The 21,042-nt window shown below is 61.2% G+C and carries 15 protein-coding genes; all 15 read left to right on the top strand.

Going from position 1 to position 21,042, the window contains the following annotated elements; all coding sequences use genetic code 11:
• The first annotated feature begins 59 nt into the window (after positions 1 to 59).
• The 15 genes from I6L40_RS11195 (at position 60) to tssM (ending at position 21,004) form a co-directional block, all read left to right on the top strand.
• Positions 60 to 1,433 carry a tetratricopeptide repeat protein gene (locus I6L40_RS11195; protein ID WP_071914368.1) on the top strand — a complete coding sequence of 458 codons (1,374 nt, stop codon included), beginning with the start codon at positions 60 to 62 and terminating at the stop codon, positions 1,431 to 1,433.
• Positions 1,434 to 2,123: 690 nt separating this feature from the next.
• Positions 2,124 to 2,627: a type VI secretion system contractile sheath small subunit gene (gene tssB, locus I6L40_RS11200; RefSeq protein WP_033114640.1), complete on the top strand. Its 504-nt coding sequence runs from the start codon at positions 2,124 to 2,126 to the stop codon at positions 2,625 to 2,627.
• Positions 2,628 to 2,665: 38 nt separating this feature from the next.
• Positions 2,666 to 4,147, top strand: coding sequence for a type VI secretion system contractile sheath large subunit (gene tssC / locus I6L40_RS11205; RefSeq protein WP_033114641.1), 1,482 nt, complete (start codon positions 2,666 to 2,668; stop codon positions 4,145 to 4,147).
• 6 nt (positions 4,148 to 4,153) lie between these two features.
• Positions 4,154 to 4,585, top strand: coding sequence for a type VI secretion system baseplate subunit TssE (gene tssE / locus I6L40_RS11210; protein ID WP_041210862.1), 432 nt, complete (start codon positions 4,154 to 4,156; stop codon positions 4,583 to 4,585).
• A gap of 3 nt (positions 4,586 to 4,588) precedes the next feature.
• Positions 4,589 to 6,355: a type VI secretion system baseplate subunit TssF gene (tssF, locus tag I6L40_RS11215; protein ID WP_201910776.1), complete on the top strand. Its 1,767-nt coding sequence runs from the start codon at positions 4,589 to 4,591 to the stop codon at positions 6,353 to 6,355.
• The gene (gene tssG / locus I6L40_RS11220; RefSeq protein ID WP_033114704.1) at positions 6,319 to 7,317 is read left to right on the top strand and encodes a type VI secretion system baseplate subunit TssG; all 999 of its coding nucleotides are present in this window, start codon (positions 6,319 to 6,321) and stop codon (positions 7,315 to 7,317) included. Before tssF ends, tssG begins: the two co-directional genes overlap by 37 nt.
• A 2-nt stretch (positions 7,318 to 7,319) precedes the next feature.
• A complete protein-coding gene (gene tagH / locus I6L40_RS11225) occupies positions 7,320 to 8,549 on the top strand; it encodes a type VI secretion system-associated FHA domain protein TagH (RefSeq protein ID WP_216994264.1) in 1,230 nt (409 codons plus the stop codon).
• Positions 8,549 to 9,064, top strand: coding sequence for a type VI secretion system lipoprotein TssJ (gene tssJ, locus I6L40_RS11230; protein WP_216994265.1), 516 nt, complete (start codon positions 8,549 to 8,551; stop codon positions 9,062 to 9,064). Before tagH ends, tssJ begins: the two co-directional genes overlap by 1 nt.
• A 2-nt stretch (positions 9,065 to 9,066) precedes the next feature.
• A complete protein-coding gene (tssK, locus tag I6L40_RS11235) occupies positions 9,067 to 10,401 on the top strand; it encodes a type VI secretion system baseplate subunit TssK (protein WP_041210857.1) in 1,335 nt (444 codons plus the stop codon).
• A gap of 23 nt (positions 10,402 to 10,424) precedes the next feature.
• Positions 10,425 to 11,204: a type IVB secretion system protein IcmH/DotU gene (gene icmH, locus I6L40_RS11240; protein ID WP_216994266.1), complete on the top strand. Its 780-nt coding sequence runs from the start codon at positions 10,425 to 10,427 to the stop codon at positions 11,202 to 11,204.
• 19 nt (positions 11,205 to 11,223) lie between these two features.
• Positions 11,224 to 13,866, top strand: a complete 2,643-nt coding sequence (tssH, locus tag I6L40_RS11245) for a type VI secretion system ATPase TssH (RefSeq protein WP_216994267.1) — start codon at positions 11,224 to 11,226, stop codon at positions 13,864 to 13,866.
• Between the two features lie 2 nt (positions 13,867 to 13,868).
• Positions 13,869 to 15,407: a sigma-54-dependent Fis family transcriptional regulator gene (locus tag I6L40_RS11250; protein WP_041210855.1), complete on the top strand. Its 1,539-nt coding sequence runs from the start codon at positions 13,869 to 13,871 to the stop codon at positions 15,405 to 15,407.
• Complete coding sequence (vasI, locus tag I6L40_RS11255) at positions 15,407 to 16,012, top strand: type VI secretion system-associated protein VasI (protein WP_201966808.1); 606 nt, start codon at positions 15,407 to 15,409, stop codon at positions 16,010 to 16,012. Before I6L40_RS11250 ends, vasI begins: the two co-directional genes overlap by 1 nt.
• Positions 16,013 to 16,021: 9 nt before the next feature.
• Positions 16,022 to 17,464, top strand: coding sequence for a type VI secretion system protein TssA (tssA, locus tag I6L40_RS11260; RefSeq protein ID WP_216994268.1), 1,443 nt, complete (start codon positions 16,022 to 16,024; stop codon positions 17,462 to 17,464).
• A gap of 42 nt (positions 17,465 to 17,506) precedes the next feature.
• Positions 17,507 to 21,004, top strand: a complete 3,498-nt coding sequence (gene tssM, locus I6L40_RS11265) for a type VI secretion system membrane subunit TssM (RefSeq protein ID WP_216995426.1) — start codon at positions 17,507 to 17,509, stop codon at positions 21,002 to 21,004.
• The last annotated feature ends 38 nt before the right edge of the window (positions 21,005 to 21,042 follow it).

The following is a 21,042-nucleotide window of genomic DNA, read 5'->3' on the forward strand; positions in this document are numbered from 1 at the left end:
TCATATCGTCATTGCCCGGCACCTTTCGTTCGTTATTTTTACTTATGCAAAAAAGCAAAATGAATAAAAAAAATTTATGGTGCGTGCTGGCGGTCGCTCTGCTCGCCGGTTGTGCCACGACAAACTCGTCTGTGAGTGATGCCGAGCTTGCTAAAGAGGCAAAACAGGGCAATGGCAAGGCGCAGTATGAACTCGCCAAACGGCTGGCGGCACAGCCGGACTATCCGCAAGCCATGCACTGGATGCAGCAGGCGGCAGGTCAGAGTGGCCCTCTGGCTGCCGATAACAAGGTGCGCGGAGCTGCCGCTCTGCAGGTTGGCCACTGGTATCAGCTGGGATTGGGCGAGCCGAAAAGCCCGCAACTGGCGGAACAGTGGTGGCAACGGGCATCCAGACTGGGCAATCGTGAAGCCAGCTATCAGTTGGGTCTTGCCTGTCGCAGCGAACATCAGGGCAAGCTGGCAAGTGACTGTCTCGACTGGTTTGAACGGGCGGCCAGGCAGGATCACGCTGGTGCCCAGTTGATCCTGGGTGAATGGTATGCCAGCCAGCCGGGTGCCGATCAGGATGCCATCGAGTGGTTGGAAAAGTCAGCCGAGCAAGGTAACCGCGATGCCCAGTATCAGCTTGCGCTGCGTTATCAACAGGGAAAGGGGGTGGTCAAACGTCCCGATATTGCCATGCGCTGGTTCGAGAAGGCGGCAGCCCAGCAGCACCCGGATGCTCTCTATGTCCTTGCCACCGAGGCAAGCCCCAGAACGGCATTCGAGGCCTATCAACGCGCCGCCAATGCCGGTTCTGCACCAGCCCAGCTCTGGCTTGGCATGGCCTATCTGGCGGGGGAACAGGTCACAGCCGATCCGGCTCTGGGACGCTACTGGCTGGAGTTGGCGGCAGGTAACGGCGCTCATGAAGCGGAGTACCAGCTTAGCCTGCAGCAGAGCGATGCATCGTCGCGGGAGCACTGGTTGTCGCTGGCGGCACAAGGTGGGATCAGCAAGGCACAGGTCGAGCTGGCCACTTTGCAGCAAGAGCGGGGGGAGCTGGAGTTGGCTCGTGAGGGGTTCGCGCTGGCCAGCAAACAGGGAGAGCTCGATGCTCAATACGCCTATGGCGAGATGCTGCGTCTCGGTCAGGGGGGCAAGGAGGATTATGGTCTCGCCCTGAAACAGTACCGGCTTGCGGCTAATGCCGGACATCGGGAGGCGCAATATCGCATGGGGATGATGCGGGATCAGGGACTGGGTGCCCCACGCAACAGACTGCATGCTTATGCATGGTATTTGCTGGCTGCCACCGACGGTAACAAGGAGGCAACCCAGGCGAGAAATGAACTGGAAAAAGAGATGACCGAAAAGGAAAAAAGCGCTGGTCAAAAATTGGCGCAGCACTGGTTTGATCGTCTTGCCAAAGGTAAACAACTGGACAGTTGATAAGCAATATGTTGATGGGGGAGTCGGCGTATCCCACTCTTCCTGATAATGGTGTTTATGAATTTAATTATCAGTGAGCAGCCTTGGTGTGCTCTTATTGATTGTCTGATAGCTGATTTTTGCTCATTGATTGTGCGGGATGATGTGAGCAAGATACGCTGATTCTCTTGAAGAGGTGGACGACAGAAACTGTCGTCCACCTCTTTTTTTGTCATTTTTTTTGGGAGTTTTCTGACGGCAAATTCAGCTATTGCGGTTGGCTTTTTTGAGTGGAGGTTGTTATTTTTTATTGCAATAAATGCGTGCAATAAACATACCGGCGCTTACTTATAAGTTATTGATTTCATTGATTTGTGTTTTGATTTTAATTTGTTTTTTGCTTGGTTGATAGAAATGAATCATTGACTTGACAATATATGGACATATACCATGCGGCGCAAATGGCTCTTAAGCCAAAATGACCTCAAACAAAGAGTTGAGGCGTATCGGGTTGTATAGATAACAAGATGGATATTGTGTTTTTGATTATTAGAGCAATTGCTTGAGATATATCGAAAACGCATCCTTGGTCGATGCTATTGCCACCGAAAATAGCGATGGCACCGTCAACTGTCATTTTTTACAGTTGCCGGATAAAGCGTTGACTATAAGCTTTGTGGCCTTGTTGGCCCTTAACTTGGTATTTAGAGCATGGGAAAAGGAATTGACGGCGCCACTGTTGCGCCCAAAGAGCGTATCAATATCAAATATGTACCGGCAACCGGTGGTCAGCAGGCGGAAATAGAACTTCCGCTGACTATGATGGTGGTTGGTAATATGAAAGGGCGTACCGAAGAAACCCCTATCGAGGAGCGCCAGACCGTCTCCATCGACAAGAATAATTTCTCTTCAGTCATGAAAGAATCCGCGCTGGAACTGAAGTTTTCCGTTCCCAATCGCCTGGAAGAGAACAGCCAGGACGAGATGCCGGTTTCGATCAAGATCCAGTCTTTGGAAGATTTCACCCCGGATAGCGTTGCCCAGCAGGTTCCCGAGCTGCGCAAACTGCTTGAACTGCGCGAAGCACTGGTTGCCCTGAAAGGGCCGCTGGGGAATATCCCTGCCTTCCGCAACCGCCTGCAGGATCTGCTGTCCAGTGATGAAGCCCGCGAGCAGCTGCTCAAGGAGCTGGATTTGATTAAGCCTGCCGAGTGATCGCCGGGTTGGATTGACTGAACGAGAAAGGAAAAAACATGTCTTTGGTCGAAGAACAGGTTCAAGCGGGGGCAGCCGTCGCCTCCTCGTCCTCCCTGCTGGACGAAATCATGGCGCAGGCTCGCATCACGCCGGTGGATGAGGGTTACAGCGTCGCCAAGCAGGGGGTTGCAGCCCTGATCGCCAATATTCTGGATAGCGGTTCAACCGCCGAGCCGGTCAACAAGGCGCTGGTTGACAGCATGATTGTCGAGCTCGACAAGAAGCTGAGCAAGCAGATGGACGTCATCCTGCACGCCAAAGAGCTGCAGGAGATGGAGTCTTCCTGGCGCTCCCTGAAGCTCTTGGTGGATCGCACCGATTTTCGCGAGAACATCAAGATCCAGGTGCTGCACGCCACCAAGGAAGAGCTGCTGGAAGATTTCGAGTTCTCGCCCGAGATCACCCAGTCCGGTCTCTACAAGCATGTCTATTCAACCGGCTACGGTCAGTTCGGCGGTCAGCCGATCGGTGCCGTAATCGGTGACTACGCCTTTACCCACAGCTCACCCGACATCAAGCTGATGCAGTATGTCAGTGCCGTCGGTGCCATGGCCCACGCCCCCTTCATCTCCTCTGTCGCCCCCGCCTTCTTCGGCGTTGACAGCTTCACCGATCTGCCCTCCATCAAGGATCTGAAATCGGTGTTCGAAGGACCGGCTTACACCAAATGGCGTTCCCTGCGCGAATCGGAAGATTCCCGCTATCTGGGGCTGACTGCGCCGCGTTTCCTGGCCCGTCTGCCCTACGATCCGACCGAGAACCCCATCAAGGGCTTCAACTACAAGGAAGATATCAGCTCGGATCACGACCACTACCTGTGGGGCAACACTGCCTATCTGATGGGTACTTCCCTGACCGACAGCTTCGCCAAGTACCGCTGGTGTCCGAACATCATCGGCCCGCAGAGCGGTGGTGCCATCCACGATCTGCCGGTGCACGTCTATGAGGCGATGGGTCAGCTGCAGGCGAAGATCCCGACCGAGGTGCTCATCACCGACCGTCGCGAGTATGAGCTCTCCGAAGAGGGTTTCATTACCCTGACCATGCGCAAGGACAGCGACAACGCCGCCTTCTTCTCTGCCAACTCGGTACAAAAGCCCAAGGTGTTCCCCAACACCAAAGAGGGTAAAGAGGCGGAGACCAACTACAAGCTGGGTACCCAGCTGCCCTACATGTTCATCATCAACCGTCTGGCGCACTACATCAAAGTGCTGCAGCGCGAGCAGATCGGCTCCTGGAAGGAGCGCCAGGATCTGGAGCGCGAGCTGAACGGCTGGATCAAGCAGTACGTTGCCGATCAGGAGAACCCGCCGGCAGACGTGCGCAGCCGTCGTCCCCTGCGTGCAGCCCAGATCAAGGTGCTGGATGTGGAAGGCGAGCCGGGCTGGTATCAGGTCGCCATGGCCGTGCGCCCGCACTTCAAGTACATGGGGGCGAGCTTCGAGCTCTCTCTGGTAGGTCGACTGGACAAGGAATAATGACCGATGCCGTATCTCTCTTCCTGGGATAGAGGAAATACGGCCAGTCTGTTTGATCGCATCCGGGGGGAGGGGCATGGCTCCTCCCCCCGTTCGGAAGTGGAGGTGCTGGTCGATTCCGTAAAACGGCAACTCGATCAGATCCTCAACACCCGTCCCGGCAACTGCCGCAGCGCGCCCGATCTGGGGGTCATCGATCTCAACGATGCCACCCAGGGGAGCGCCGATATCAAGGGACGGATCCGGGAGGCGATCCGGCAATGCATCCGTCGGTACGAACCGCGGATCGTGCATGTGGATGTACGTTCACCCGACTATCAGTCGAGCCCGCTCGAGATGTCGTTTATGGTGACCGCCCACGTCAGGCTGGAACATATCGATCACGTTACCTCGTTCAACGTCCATATGGACAGTCACCGTCACTACCGCATGGTCTGATCAATGTCGCTGGAACATTACTTCAGGGATGAACTGGCTTTTTTGCGCCTGCAAGGGCGCGAATTTGCCACTGCCTATCCCGAACTCACCCGCTTTCTGTCGGAGCAAAATAGCGATCCGGACGTGGAGCGCCTGCTGGAAGGGTTCGCCTTTCTCACGGGCAACCTGCGCGCCAAGATTGAGGATGAGTTTCCCGAGCTGACCCACGGTCTGCTCAATATGCTCTGGCCCAACTACCTGCGTCCCGTACCCAGCATGACCATCATGCAGTTCTCGGTCATTCCGGGGGCCATTGCCCAGCCGGCGCTGGTGAGTCAGGGATGCCAGCTCGACAGCCTGCCGCAAGATGGGGTGACCTGCCACTTCCAGACCTGTCACGATGCCTGGGTCTATCCGGCAGACATCCAGCATATCTCGGCGCAAAGCGGCAACGATCTCTCCACCATCTCGCTGGATATCGCCCTGCATGCACCGCTTCCCCTGAGCGAGCTGCAACTCGACAAGCTGCGTCTCTTTCTTGGCGGCGATAGCTACACCGCCTATGAACTCTATTTCTGGCTCTCCAACCAGCTATCCCATATCGAGCTGGAGGTCGACGGCAAGCGGTTCCGTCAGGAGGCCAAGGCACTGAAACCGGTCGGTTTCGAGCGCGATGATGCGCTGTTGCCCTATCCGAACAATGTCTATTCCGGTTACCGGATCCTGCAGGAGTATTTCTGCTTTCCGGAAAGTTTCCTCTTCTTCGAGCTCTCGGGCGGCGAGTGGCCAAAGCAGCCGTTGCCGGTCAGCGAGTTCAAGATCCATTTCTGCTTCGACCGGCCGTTGCCGGCGGAGCTCAAGATCCGTCCCGACTCTTTCATGCTCAACTGCGTGCCGGCCATCAACCTGTTCCAGCACGACAGCGAGCCGGTCAATCTCAATGGCCGTCAGGCGGAATACCCCCTCAAGGCGAGCTATCGCCATGCCGACAGCTTCGAAATCTTCTCGGTCGACAAGGTCGAGGGGTGGGTCGAGGGCAATCTGGGGCGCTCGCGCGGCACCCCGCGCATCTATCAGCCGTTTGAAAGTTTCCAGCACCAGATTGAGCGGGCCAAACAGCGGCTGGCGCTCTACTACCGGGTGCGGGTCAAGGAGTCGGTGAGCGGCGATGGCTTTGAGCACAGTCTGTCGTTTGTGCGCGGGGACGAGACCATCGCCCACGATCTGGACGAATCCATCTCGGTGACGCTCACCTGTACCAACCGCTCCCGCGCTGCCCGCCTCAAGGTCGGCAGCGTCTGCGTGCCGACCGGCAGCTCCCCCTCGTTTGCCACCTTCCGCAACCTGATCCGGCCGACCCGGCCGTTGCGTCCTGCTCTCGATGGCAGTCTGCACTGGACCCTGATTTCCAACCTGTCGCTCAACTATGTCTCTCTGCTGCGACGCGATGCGCTGGTGCAGGTGCTGCGCACCTACGACTTTCCGGCGCTGCATGACAAGCAGGCGGAACAAGCATCGCGCAAACGGCTGGCGGGGATTGAGGAGATCGAAACCACGCCGGTGGATCGGCTGGTACGCGGCATGCCGGTGCGGGGGCTCAAGTCGGTGCTCTCCATTCGCCAGTCCGCCTTTGGCAGCGAAGGGGAGCTTTATCTCTTCAGTACCGTGCTGGCCCACTTCTTCTCGCTCTATGCCAGCGTCAACGCCTTCCACCTGCTTGAGGTGGTCAATCTCGATAACAAGGAGCGCTATCAATGGCCAGTCCAGATCGGTCAGCACTCCCTGATGTGACCTGCGCAGGGGAGGCCCCGCGCTTCAATTTCTTCCAGCTGGTCGAGCTGCTCAACCGGCTGGAGGGGGCGGATCAGGAGCGTGGTCTCGATCACCTGCCGGGTGACGAGAAGATCCGTTTCAAGGCGACTGCCTCCCTCGGCTTCCCGACCAGCGATGTGCTGCAATTTGGTCGCGATGAACGGGGCCGCCACGAGCTTGAGGTCGCTTTTCTCGGCCTGCACGGCAGCCAGTCGCCGATGCCCGGCTACTACCTCGACTCGCTGGCGTGGGAGTACGCCCAGGGGGAGCAGAAGCTCGGCCTCTTTCTCGACTTCTTTCATCATCGTCTGCTGACCCTGCTGCACCGGATCTGGCGCAAGTATCGCTACCACGTCCGTTTTCAGGACAACGGTGAGGATGGCTTCTCCCGCCTGATGTTTGCACTGGTGGGGCTTGGCAACGAGGCAGTCTGCCAGAGCCTGCCGGTCAACCGGGCCAAGATGCTTTCCTATGCGGGCATGCTGGCGAGCCCCAGTCGCTCACCCGAGGTGGTGGCCGGTCTGGTGGCCCACTGTTTCGATCTTGCCGAGGTAGAGGTGAGTGCCTGGCAGTGGCGCAAGGTGCCGATCCATCCGGATCAGCAAAACCGTCTGGGGGGCGCTTGCGCGACTCTGGGCGGGGATTTTGTCATCGGCGACAAGGTGAATGATTGCGCCGGCAAGTTCTTGTTGAAGATCAACAACCTGAGTTTCAGCCAGTTTCTCGGATTTCTTCCGAACGGGGAGCACTTCCAGTCGCTGGTGACCTTTGTCTCCTTCATCTTGCGCGATCAGCTGGCCTGGGATCTGCGTCTTGGCTTCGGTCAGGAGCAGGCGAAGGGGCTGCGACTCGGTGAAGAGCAGAGCGCCCGTCTGGGGTGGAGTACCTTTCTCGGCCAGCCACCGAGCGAGCCGTTTGTGACCATATGTGTGCAGGAGTGAATGTGGACGAGTTTAATCAGCAACTTTCCCTGGTGGTGCTCAACAGCGAGCAGCTCGATGGTCGCCAGCAGGTGCAGTACCGCTTCGACGAGATGGGCGGCACCTTGGGTGCTTCCGAGCAGGATGACTGGCAACTGAAGGATCGGCTGGGGGCCGTGCTGCCCGCACACGCCCGGGTCGAGCTCAACGACGGTCGTTTCTGCCTGTGCGATCTGAGCGGCCAGACCTATATCAACGGTGCCACCTCGCCCATCGGACGGGCCCGCAAGGTGCATCTGGAGCAGGGGGACGAGCTCATCGTCGGCCCGTTCCGCCTGCGCGCCTATCTGGGGGCCATTACGCCGGAGCAGAGCCTGCATCAGGTGCTGGGAACCCATCCGGCCGAGCAGCTTGACGAGTGGTTGGCGGGCGAGGAGCCAACAGCCGCTGTGGCGGATCCGCGCCATCTCGCTGTCGACCCCTTGCTGGCCCTGCAACAGGAGCGCGCCATCAATCCTCTGGCCGAGAGCCGCATGCAGGCCGAGCTGCACCCTCAACCGGAGATGGACACCCTCTCCCTTGCCCCATTTTCTGCTGTCGAGAACACCATGAACCAAGAATTTCTGGATATGCCCACCATCGAGAACCATCCCGATTTCATGCCGCAGGAGGGAGTCGATCACGTCGCCCTGACGCCGCTGATGCGCGGTCTGGGTCAAAACCTGCAGCTGGAAGATACCCGTCAGGCGCACGACATGCTTGAAGAGATGGGCAAGACCATGCGGGCCATGGTGGAGGGGCTGCTCCAGCTGCAAAACGATCAGGCGGCGCTGGCCGATAAGCACTTGCGCCCGATTGAAGATAACCCGCTGCGCCTTGGCCTTGGTTATGACGAGACCCTGGCGGTGCTGTTTGCCGAGCAGAAGAGCCCGGTGCACCTGAGCGCGCCGGCTGCAGTGGCCGAGAGCCTGCAAAACGTGCGCATTCACCACGTAGCAAACCAGCAGGCCATCAGTGCGGCGCTTGACAGCATCCTGCAGGCCTTCTCGCCGGAAGCCCTGCTCGGCCGGTTCGAGCAATACCGCCGCAGCGGCGCGCCGGGCATGGCTGATGAAGGGTGGGCCTGGAACATGTACCAGCACTACTACCGCGAGCTCACCTCTGCCCGCCAGCAGGGGTTCGACAAGCTGTTCCATCAGGTTTACGCCCAGGCGTATGACCAGGCCGTGCGTCAGCAACAGGGACTGATTTGATGATACGTGCGCTGATGCTGGGGGCGGCTCTGCTGACCCTCGCCGGTTGTACCGCCATGGGCAAGATGGCCGATGTCGCCATGAACCCGGATATCCAGGTGGGGAGCAACAATGATCAGCCCTCCACTTTGGGGCTGAGTCTGGTCGCCGAGCCTGACGTCAACCCCAACGAGAGCGGGGAGGCAGCACCTATCGAGTTTCAGGTGGTGCTGCTGGCGGAAGATTCCAAGCTGCTCGCCACCGACTACGACCAGGTGACGGCGGATGTGGAGAAGGCTCTTGGCAAGAACTATCTCGATCATCAGGAGTACACCCTGCTGCCCGGTCAGTTCAAATACCTGCCCCCCGTCAAGCTCGACGAGAAGACCCGTTACATCGGTGTGATTGCACGTTACGCCGACCCGGACAGCGCCGAGTGGCGCAAGGTCATCAAGATCAAGAGCAAGGGAATGGCCTATCAAATCCTGGTGCACCTGCGCCTGGATGAAGTGGAACTACAAAAAGAAGAAGAATAACCATGTCGAGTCGAAATCGGGTTATCTGGCGTGAAGGGCTCTTTATCAAGCCCCAGCATTTCCAGCAACAACAGAGACATTCGGATTACGCGCTGCACGCTCGCCTGAGCGCGCTCAGCGACTACTTCTATGGCTTGCAGTCGCTCGCCATCAATGAGGATTACCTCGGCTTTGGCCGCATCGCGCTGGTGGGGGCCACCGGCATCCTGCCGGACGGTACCGTGTTCAACATCCCGAACGACGATATGCTGCCGACCCCGCTGGAGATCACCGATGCTTCGGTCGCCAACCAGAAGGTCTATCTGGCGCTGCCGCTCTCGGTGAGCGGGGTCAATGAGGTGGGGCAGGGCGGTCAGGTCGCTACCCGACTGCAGGCCCATCGCCACGATGTGCGCGACCTGCACAGCGAAGGGGGGGACGTGGTCTCCCTCGAAGTGGGGCGGGTCAGCCTGCGCCTGATGCTGGAGCGGGAGGATCGCAGTGCCTATGCGTCCCTGGCCATTGCCCGCATTCTGGATAAACGTCCGGACGGCGGTCTGGTGCTGGATCCCAACTTCATGCCCTGCAGCATCAGCGTATCCGCCATCCCGACTCTCAAGCGCTTCCTCGGCGAGTCGGCTGGCCTGGTGGCCGAGCGGGCTCGCAGCCTCTCCCAGCGCATCGCGGCGCCGGGTCAACAGGGGGTTGCCGATGTGGCCGAATTCATGATGCTGCAGCTGCTCAACCGTGCCCAACCACAGCTATCCCATCTGGCGCGCCTTGGTACCCTGCACCCCGAGCGGCTGCATGAGGCGCTGGTGCAGCTGTGCGGCGAGCTGATGACCTTTACCGACGAGTCCCGCCTGCCGCCCGAGTTCCCCGCCTATCGTCACGACGACCAGCAGGTGAGCTTCGAACCGGTGATGCTGGCCCTGCGTCAGGCACTCAGTACCGTGCTGTCGCCGCGTGCCGTCTCCATCCAGCTGCGCAAACACCAGTACGGCATCATGGTGGCCATGGTGAGCGAGAGCGAGCTGATGCAGAGCGCCGACTTCGTGCTGGCAGTGCGTGCCCGCATGCCGCAGGAGCAGCTGCGCAAACAGCTGCTGCAGCAGACCAAGGTGGCCTCCAGCGACAAGATCCGCGAGCTCATCAGCCTGCAGCTGCCGGGTATTCCGCTGCTGCCGCTGCCGGTGGCGCCGCGCCAGCTGCCCTACCACGCCGGTTACAGCTACTTCCAGCTCGACCGTCAGAGCCCGGCCTGGCAGATGCTGGCAGTGGGCAACACGCTCGCCTTCCATATCGCCGGCGATTTCCCCGAGCTCGACATGCAGCTCTGGGCCATTCGTAGCCAGTGATCGCACCAAGGAAACATGCAGAGATGACCACGGACATTATCAAGAACGAGCAACTCAGCGACCTGCTGTTCGATCATGCCGAGCAGCTGGACATGGATTCGGACTACTGGTTCCGCCTGCGTGGCCAGAGCATCAACCCGATGATCGATGCGGTGACCCCCCTGCTGGGGCTGGTGCAGCGGGTGCGCCTGCTGTCCCGTTACGATCGGGTACCCGAGCTCTATCAGCAGGTGGTGACCGAGATCCAGGCCATCGAGCAGGAGTTGATGGCTCAGGGTTACGAGAATGGCGTCGTCCTCTCGTTTCGCTACATCCTCTGCACCTTCATCGATGAGGCCGTGATGGGCCGCGACTGGGGTAGCCAGAGCGAGTGGTCGGAACATTCGCTGTTGACCCGTTTCCACAACGAGACCTGGGGCGGTGAGAAGGTGTTCGTCCTGCTGGCCCGTCTGCAGGAGGATCCGGAGCGCTACCGCGACATTCTGGAGTTCATCTATCTCTGCCTCTGCCTCGGTTTCGAGGGGCGTTACAAGGTGATGAGCCAGGGACAAGGCGAGTTCGAGCGCATCGTGCGCCAGCTGCACAAGCAGTTGGCCCCCGAGGCCGGCGGCGAGGCGCCCAGCGTGTTTCACCTCGACCTCGGTCGGCAGGCGGCCCGCTACCAGCTGCGCAAGCAGGTCTCACTGCGCACCCTGTTCATGGGAGGGGCGCTGATCCTGGCCATCATCTTTGGCCTCTATCACCACCAACTCAATAACCAGACCCAGGACGTACTGCGTCAACTGGGCGAATTATTAAAATAAGTACTAAGGAGAGCACGCCTTGATCCGTATAGAACTGCCAGTACTGGTGGAAAGACTCAACCCTATCTGCCGTCACATGCTGGAGGAGGCTGCGGCCCTCTGTGTCAACCATCAGGGAGCCGAGATCCGCATCGAGCATCTGCTGCTCAAGATGCTGGATACGCCGCTCAGCGATGTCCGTCTCATCTTCAAACGCGCCGACGTGGAAGTGGAGGAGCTCAAAACCCTGCTGCAACCGTCCACTGCCGACAACGGCTATGGCCAGGGTTATCCCTCTTTTTCGCCGCTGCTGGTCGAGTGGCTGCAAGACAGCTGGCTGCTCGCCTCCGCCGAGATGCAACACGGCCAGCTGCGCAGCGGCGTCATGCTGCTGGTGTTGTTGATGACCCCGCAGCGCTATCTGCCGGGCTCGGTGACCCGTTTGCTGGCCAATGTCAATCGCGAGCTGCTGCGCCAGCAGTTCGACGAGTGGGTCAAGGAGTCTGCCGAGACGCCGGTGACCAATCCGGCCAATGGCAGCACGGCACCGGCGGCACTGCCGACCGACGCTACCCTGCTGGCCCGTTTTACTGTCAATGTGACAGAACAGGCCCGTCAGGGTTCGCTCGATCCCGTACTCTGCCGGGATCACGAGATCGATCTGATGATCGACATCCTCTCCCGTCGCCGCAAAAACAACCCCATCGTGGTGGGCGAGGCAGGCGTCGGCAAAAGCGCCCTGATCGAGGGGCTGGCCCTGCGCATCGTGGCGGGTCAGGTGCCCGAAAAACTGCGCGGGGTCGAGCTGATGACGCTCGATCTCGGTGCCATGCAGGCGGGCGCCTCGGTCAAGGGGGAGTTCGAGAAGCGCTTCAAGGGGGTGATGCAGGAGGTCAAGGAGTCGGTGCGTCCGGTCATCCTCTTTATCGACGAGGCACACACCCTGATCGGTGCCGGCAACCAGGCCGGCGGCATGGATGTCTCCAACCTGATCAAGCCGGCGCTGGCCCGTGGCGAGCTGCGCACCATCGCCGCCACCACCTGGAGCGAGTACAAGAAGTATGTCGAGAAGGATGCGGCGCTCTCCCGTCGCTTCCAGCTGGTCAAGGTGAGCGAACCCAATGCCGATGAGGCGACGGTGATCCTGCGCGGTCTGCGCAGCATCTACGAGAAGGCCCACGGGGTACTGATCGACGAGGAGGCACTGCAAGCTGCGGCCCAGCTCTCTGCCCGCTACATCTCCGGCCGTCAGTTGCCGGACAAGGCGATCGACGTGCTCGATACCGCCTGTGCCCGAGTTGCCATCAACCTCACCACGCCGCCGCGCGCCGTCAGCCATCTGCAAAACGAACTGCGCCAGCGCGAGCTGGAGATCCGCCAGCTGGAGCGTCAGCGTCTGATCGGGTTGGGTGACAACGAAGAGCGCCTCGCCGAGTTGCAGGAAGAGCAGCTGCGTTGCCGCGAATCGCTGGCGGAGCAGGAATCCCGTTGGCAGCAACAGCAGGGTCTGGTTCACCGGATTATCGAGCTGCGTGCCGCTCTCCTGGCAGATCAGCAGGATGAGATGCTGGCCAGAGAGGCGCTGGATCTCGCCGATGCCCCGCTCGATCCGCAAGCGGCTGCCGAGCAGCTGGCCACCCTCGAGAGCGAGCTGGCCGACCTGCAGCAGGGAGAGGTGCTGGTCTCCGCTCATGTCGACAAAACCCAGATTGCCGCCGTCATCGCCGAGTGGACCGGAGTGCCGCTCAATCGTATCTCCCAGGGGGAGCTCGATGTGGTGACCCGTCTGCCGGAGTACCTTGGCGATCTCATCAAGGGGCAGGATGTGGCGGTGGCCCACCTGCACAAGCACCTGCTGACCGCGCGCGCCGATCTGCGTCGTCCCGGCCGTCCGCTGGGGGCCTTCCTGCTAGTAGGCCCGAGTGGGGTCGGCAAGACCGAAACCGTGCTGCAGATTGCCGAGCTGATGTTTGGCGGCCGCCAGTATCTGACCACCATCAACATGTCCGAGTATCAGGAGAAACACACGGTTTCCCGTCTGATCGGCTCGCCTCCCGGCTATGTCGGCTTTGGCGAGGGCGGCGTGCTGACCGAAGCCATTCGCCAGAAACCCTACTCGGTGGTGCTGCTGGATGAGGTGGAAAAAGCGCACCCGGATGTGCTCAACCTCTTCTATCAGGCGTTCGACAAGGGCGAGCTGGCTGATGGGGAAGGGCGGATCATCGACTGCAAGAACGTGGTCTTCTTCCTCACCTCCAACCTCGGTTTCCAGACCATCGTCGAGCACGCCGAGCAGCCAGACGTGCTGCTGGATGCCCTCTATCCGGAGCTCGCTGCCTTCTTCAAGCCGGCCCTGCTGGCGCGGATGGAGGTGATCCCCTATCTGCCGCTCGGTCACGACACCCTGGTGCAGATCGTGGGGGGCAAGCTCAACCGGCTGGTCAAGCTGCTCAAGGAGCGTTTCGGCACCGAGGTGGAGCTCGATGGCGAGGTGGCCGAAGAGATCCTGCTGCGGGCCAACCGCAGCGAGAACGGTGCACGCATGCTCGAATCCGTCATCGACGGTGCCCTGCTGCCGCCGGTCTCCCTGCAACTGCTGCAGCGTCTCTCGGCCGGTGAGCCCATCAACCGGGTTCGCTTCTCTGTGGTCGATCACCAGTTCGTGGCCGAGGTGGAGGGCTGACCATGGAACAAGCCCTCGCATTCGCCCTCGCGCTCACCGAGCAGCGCGACGAAGCCCACCTTTGCCACTGGTGGAGCTCGACCCTCCATGCCAGCTTTCAGCCAAAAGGGATCCTGCTTGGCATGCTGGATGTGAGCGGTCGCCAGCTCGAATGCAAAGGCTGGGTCAAGGGGCAGGAGGTGGCGCTGGGGCTGGCGGTGGATGATTTCTCCCATCCGCTCGCCTATGTGCTGCACAAGGCGCAGTCCCGCACCTGGGACTCCCTCTATGGCGGTGCCCGCATCGAGCACGCCGGTTTTCGCGCACTGCTGGCCAATCTGGGCCAGCAGTGCGGGCTGCATGCGTTCCCGTTGATGGATGGCAAGGGCAAGCCGTTTGCCGTGCTGGCCCTGCTCGATCGGGGCGAGGTGTTGCAGGAGTGGGCCGAGGGGCCCGAGCTTGCCAGTCTGGCGCAGGTCTTTTGCAACCAGCTCACCCTTATTCGCGATCTGGGGCGTAGCCGCCGGGATCAGAGTGTGCTGCGCGACTCTCTGCGCCAGATAAAAGGTGAAGAGGATCGTCTGCGCCAGCACGAGAAACTGCTGGGCGAGCAGTTGATCGGCCAGTCGGCGGTGATCTGCGGTCTGCGCGAGCAGATCGCTCAGGCGGGGCGCCACAAGCTGACCGTCCTCATTCAGGGGGAGACCGGCAGTGGCAAGGAGGTGGTCGCGCGGCTGGTGCACCAGTGCTCCGACCGGGCTCACAAGCCCTTTGTGGCCATCAACTGTGCCGCCATTCCGGAGAACCTCATCGAGAGCGAACTGTTTGGTTATCAGAAGGGGGCCTTCTCCGGCGCGCTCAGCAACAAGAGCGGGCTGGTCGAACAGGCCAATGGCGGCACCCTCTTTCTGGATGAAGTGGGTGACATGCCTGCCGCCATGCAGGCCAAGCTGCTCAGGGTACTGGAAACCCGCAGCTACCGGCCACTTGGCGCCGAGCAGGAGCGTCAGTCTGACTTTCGTCTCATCGCCGCCACCCATCAACCGCTCACTCGCCATGTGGAGGAGGGGCAGTTCCGCGCCGACCTCTACCACCGCCTTTGCCAGTGTCTGCTGCTGATCGCTCCGTTGCGCGAACACATGGAAGATGTGCCGTTGCTCTGCCAGCACTTCATGGCCCAGTTTGCCGCTCAGGATGGCAAGGCGCTGGCAGGGTTGCAGCGCAAGTTTTTGAAGCAGCTGCAGACCTATGACTTCCCGGGCAATGTGCGCGAGCTGCGCAACCTGCTGGAGGTCGCCTGTGCCCATACCAGCCATGGCGAGGAGGTGGGGCTGGAGGCTCTGCCGCCAGAGCTGCGCGAGCGGGTTTGCGTCGAGCTGCCCGGCGCACTGGATGACTACAACCACATCCGCGATCTGCGCCGCGCCATGCAGCAGTACGAAGCCTCGGTGATCGAGGCGCGCCTGCGTTACTTCCAGGGCAACCGGATGCTGGTGGCAGAAAGCCTCAATATTCCCAAGCGCACCCTGGATCACAAGTGCCAGAAACTGGAGGTGAGCTGATGAGTCTGCTCGCATTGGTGCCGTTGCTGCTGGCCAGCAGTGCGGCGCAGCCATCCCCGGAGTTGGCCCAATTGCAGGCGTGCCGGCGCGAACCGTCGCCCTTGGTGCGTCTGGCCTGCTATGACGCCATCGGGAAAGATGCGGTCGGGAGTGAAGAGGGGGCGGTCTCCCGCTCCCCTGCCTGGCAGGCGATCCTGACCCAGGAGCAGGGGCGTCAGCCTGACAGCCCCCCTTTTCTGCCACTGCTGGATGAAGCGGGTGGCAGCGTCACCCTGACCCGTCCTGCCCTGCGCGGTGCCACCCTGGCCATCGGTTGCGTCAACAGCATCACCCATATCCGGCTGCGGCTCGATAACCCCTGGGTGGGTGAGCGGGTGCAGATAGCGCTGGATGGTGAGCCAAGTCGCCAGTCGCAGAGCTGGTTTGTCCGGGATCAGGGGCTGCTGCTCGAGTATGGCCGTGGCTTGCCCGCCATCGAGGAGCTCAAGCGCTGGCTAGGGGCTCGTGAACTGCAGGTGCAGGCCGACAATGGCGCCATCCTGCGGGTGGATCTCAGCGGTCTCAAGGAGGCACTGCAGCCCGTGCGCCAGCAGTGCCGCTGGTAAGGGGGCGCAGTGAGCTATCAACACCCCTGGTGTACACGCCTGCTGACCCCTCTCTCTGCCGAGCTGGTGAAGGGGGCCGTGCCTGCTGACGAGCCGCGCTGGGATTATGTCGAGACCGAGCTGGTCAAGCTGGGCTCGCTGGCCCACAGCCAGGTCGATCTCAATGCGGTAGCCGAGGCGTGCCTCGTGCTGCTGGAGAGCAAAACCAAAGATATGCGGGTGCTAGCCCAGTTGCTGCGCTGCCTGCAGCATCCGGCCAAGGCGACCCCCATGGGAACGGCAATCCTGCTGCTGGAGTGCTGGATCCGCGACTACTGGTCGCTCGCCTGGCCCGGCAACGCCACCCAGAAACAGCGATTGATGGTGCAGGTCGTCAAGCGTTTTGAAGGGGTATTGCCACGGGTATCGGAGAGCGCCTCGGCGGCGGAGCTGGCCGGTTTGCTGGCTCGCGCCGAACAGCTGGAGGCGGCGTGGCTGGCGCTTTGCCCGGACAAGGGCGAGTTGCTCGACCCGCTGGTGATGGGACTGAAACGGGCCCAGCGCCAGCAGGTGGCACAGGCGCAGGCCGATGAGGCTGGTACGCCGCAAAGCAGTGCGACCGTGGCGCCAGGTGCCGCTATGTCCGGCATTCCCGTCACTACCTCGAGTGCTGCGCAGGGGAGTGCGAGCCAGCGTCCGGCGGTGGAGATCGACAGCTCCAACGATCGGGCCTGGCGCCAGACCCAGCTCAAGGTGGCGGAGCTCCTCATTGAGCGTCAGCCGGAGGCCGCAGTGGGCTATCGCCTGCGTCGCCACGCCATCTGGGCCGGTATCACGACCCCTCCCATGACGGCGCAGGGCAACAAGACCCAGCTTGCGCCCATGTCGGTTGACATGGTGGATGAGTATCGCGCTGCGATGAATGCCGCCGATCAGGGGCTCTGGCAGCGGATCGAACAGAGTCTGACGCTGGCGCCCTACTGGTTCGAGGGGCACATGCTCTCGGCCATGGTGGCGCAGAAGCTCGGCTTTGCCACGGTGGCGCAGGCCATCATGCAGGAGCTGGAGACCTTCTTGCAGCGTCTGCCGGCGCTGCGGGAGCTCACCTTCAGCGACGGCACCCCCTTTCTGTCGGCCGAGTGCAGCCGCTGGTTGCAACCAGCCAAGGGGGGGAGCAGTGACGGGCAAGGGGGTTGCTCTCTGGCCGAAGAGGTGGCTCTGCGCCATGGCGAGCAGGGGGTGGCTGCGGCGCTCGCCTTGCTCGATGAGCGGATGGCGCAACTGAAAGAGCCCAGAGCCCGCTTCCATGCACAACTGGTGCAGGCGGAGTTATTGGAACAGGAAGGCATGAATTCGCTGGCTCGCCAGCACTACCAGCACTTGTGGCAAGAAGCCACCCGTCTGGGACTGTCGCAATGGGAACCGGGGCTGGTGAGCCGTCTGGAACGTCATGCGACCGCCTTGGCGCAATGAGTGTCGAAATGAGTCATTGAGTCGGAGTTGAATCACAATCTTATGTTCAAAACCATCTTTACCTTTCTGCAGCAACAGCTGCCGAAACTGAAACCCTCCTGGCCTCTGCTCGGTGCGGTGCTCTGGGTTGTCGCCCTGATCCTGGTGTGGTGGCTGGGCCCCCGCATCGAGATCCGCGACGCTCGTCCCTTCGAGCCGCTGTGGGGGCGGGTGGTGTTCACCCTGCTCTGGCTCTGGCTGCTGCTGGGGGTTGTCTCCTGGCGCGTCTGGCGCAAAATGCAGCAACTCAAGGCCGAACGGAACCATGAGCTGGTACTGGAGCAGGATCCGGTCAAGGGGATCCTCGATCGCCAGGCGCTCTTTCTCGACCGCTGGCTGGCGACCCTTGGCGAGCATCTGGGCAAGGGGGCGCTCTATGCCATGCCCTGGTATCTGGTGCTGGGTCTGCCCGGCAGCGGCAAGAGCAGCCTGATCCACCGCGCCAACCCGGCCAACAAGCTCAACCCGAGACTCGACACCGAACTTCGTGAAGTGGCGCAGGATCAGCTGGTTGATTGCTGGCTGGGAGAGCAGGCGGTGATGCTGGATCCCGCTGGCGAGCTCCTGTCCCAACCCGATGGCGAGCAGGAGCCGCTGGCGCGCAAGCATGAGCGGCTCTGGCTGCACCTGCTTGGCTGGCTCAATGAACATCGTCGTCGCCAGCCTCTCAACGGACTGGTGCTGACGGTGGATCTGGCCTGGCTATCCCATGCCAGCGTGGCCGAACGCAAGGCCTATGCCCAGCTGATGCGCTCCCGTCTGCAGGAGCTATCGGCCACCATGAATACCCGCTTGCCGCTCTATGTCACTTTTACCAAGCTCGACCTGCTGCGCGGGTTTGACGTGGTTTATGAGCAGCTCGACAAAGAGGCCCGCGAGGCGGTGCTGGGGGTGACCTTCAAGCCGGACGAGCGTCAGGGCAAGGGGTGGCAGGATGATCTCTCCCTCTTCTGGGACGAGTGGGTCGACAACCTCAACCGCAACCTGCCGGCACTGATGCTGGCCGGGCTGGATGCCAGCCGCCGCAGTGCGCTCTTCTCTTTTGTTCGCCAGCTGGCGGGCCTCAAGGAGTATGTGACCGAGCTGCTTGCCGAGACCCTGGCCATCGAGGAGAGCAAGCCGCTGCTGGTGCGCGGTGTCTATGTCAGCTCCGTCTATCAGCAGGGGGTGCCGTTCGATGCGTTTGCCCAGGCGGCCTCTCGCCGTTACAACCTGCCAGAGCCCATTCACTCTGCGCTGCGCGGGGAGTCCAACACCTATTTCGTGCGCAAGCTCTTCTCCTCAATCATCTTCCCCGAGGCCCATCTGGCGGGCGAGAACCGGCTGCATACCCTCTATCGCCGCCGTCGCATGGCCGTCGGCCTCAGCTGCTTGTCGCTCTTCTCGGCAGCCCTCATCGGTGGCTGGCACTACTTCTACCGGGTCAACGAGGAGGCCGGTCGTAACGTGCTGACCAAGGCGCAGGCTTTTATGGCCACCAACGAGGTGGCCGATGAAGAGGCGTTTGGCGTGAGCCAGCTGCCGCGTCTCAACCTTATTCGCGAGGCGACCTTCTCCTTTGGCAACTACCGTGAGCGGATGCCGGTGGTGGCCGATCTTGGCCTCTATCAGGGGGACGAGATCGGCCCCTATGTGGAAGGCTCTTACCTGCAACTGCTGAGTCAGCGTTTCCTGCCAGCCCAGATGCAGGGTCTGCTGGAAGATCTCGACCGGGCGCCGGCGGGTAGCGAGGAGAAGCTCGCCATCCTGCGGGTGATGCGGATGCTGGATGATGCCTCCGGTCGCAACAAGGAGCTGGTGGCCCAGTACATGGCCAGCCGTTGGCAGAAGGCGTTACCGGGGCAGGGGGCGTTGCAGGAGCAGTTGATGGGTCACCTGAACTATGCCCTCGATCATACCGACTGGCATGCCGCTCGCGCCGCCCGTGATCAGGCCGCCATTACCGCCTTTGCGCCCTTCAAGGAGCCGGTCTACGGCGCCCAGCGCGAACTGGGCAAACTGCCCATGTATCAGCGGGTCTACCAGAATCTGGTGGTGAAAGCGGGCGATGTGCTGCCGCCGGATCTCAACGTGCGTGACGAGGTGGGCCCCACCTTCGACACCGTGTTTACCCTGCGCAACGAGAGCGCCGGTCAGGTGCCACGCCTGCTGACCTGGCCCGGTTTCAGCGACTTCTTCCTCAAGCAGGACAAGGCGCTGCTCGATCTGACCGCCATGGATGCCTGGGTTCTTGGCCAGCGCAAGCTGAGTCAGTTGAGCGAGGCCGATCGCAAGGAGATCACCCGTCAGGTCAATGATCGTTATGTCACCGACTACGTCAACCAGTGGCAGAAGCTGCTGACCAATCTGGATGTGCAGCCCCTGGAGAGCCCGGAGCAGGCACTCGATGTGCTCTCGGCCATCACCGGCAACGATCAGCCGTTCCAGCGGGTACTCGCCTCGCTGGATGACAACACCCGCATTCGCAAGATCTCCGATGTGGAGGGGGATCCGGGTCAGGCCATTACGGCACGGATCGGGCGTCCCTTCATGACGACCAACGCGGCGCTCAGCGGCCGTGGTGAACAGGGGCCCCTCATCTCCGAGGTGAACCAGAAGCTGGTTGATCTGCAGCACTATCTGGAGCTCATCGTCAACGCGACCGAGCCGGGTCAATCGGCCTTGAAGGCGGTGCAACTGCGCCTGACCAACAAGTACGCCGACCCCGTATTTGCCCTCGAGCAGTATGCTCGTGGTCTGCCCGAGCCGCTCAACCGCTGGGTTGGCCAGCTCTCCGAGCAGACTTCCCGTCTGGTGATCGACTTGGCCATGTCCTCCCTCAATCAGGAGTGGCAGGAGAAGGTGCTGACCCCGTTCAACAGCCAGTTGGCGGATCGCTATCCGTTCAACCCGAGCTCAGCCAAGGATGTGCCGCTCTCCGAGATGGAGCGCTTCTTTGCCCCGGGCGGCACGCTGGACAGCTTCTATCAGGTCAACCTCAAGCCGATGGTCGAGGGCGGGTTGATGGAGGGTGAACTGAGCTCACCCATTCAGGCCGAGCTGGTCAAGCAGCTGGATCGCGCGGCGCGCATCCGCCAGATCTTCTTCAGCCCGCAAGGCAATCTCGAGGTGCAGTTTGCCCTCGAGCCCATCGAGCTGACCGCCAACAAGCGGCGCAGCGTGCTGAATCTCGATGGCCAGTTGCTGGAGTATGCCCACGGTCGTCGCACCAAGGTGCCGCTGGTGTGGCCCAACACCATGCGCGACGGAGCCGAGAGCAAGATCACGCTGGTGCCGGCTGCTCGCGAGCGATCGCCGCGCAGTGAAGGCTTCGTCGGGCCCTGGGCCATGTTCCGTCTGATGGACAAGGGCGAGTTGACCCAGGTGAGTGACGCCACCTTCGATGTGCGCTTCCCGGTGGATCAGGGGGCCATGACCTATCGGGTCTATACCGACAGCGCCCAGAACCCCTTTACCGGCGGCCTGTTCAGCCAGTTCAGATTGCCCGAATCCCTCTATTGATTAGGTCGGGGGCACCCTGTGCCCCCTTCATCCGTTGG

The sequence above is a fragment of the Aeromonas sp. FDAARGOS 1410 genome (assembly GCF_019048745.1).
GTDB lineage: Bacteria > Pseudomonadota > Gammaproteobacteria > Enterobacterales > Aeromonadaceae > Aeromonas > Aeromonas jandaei.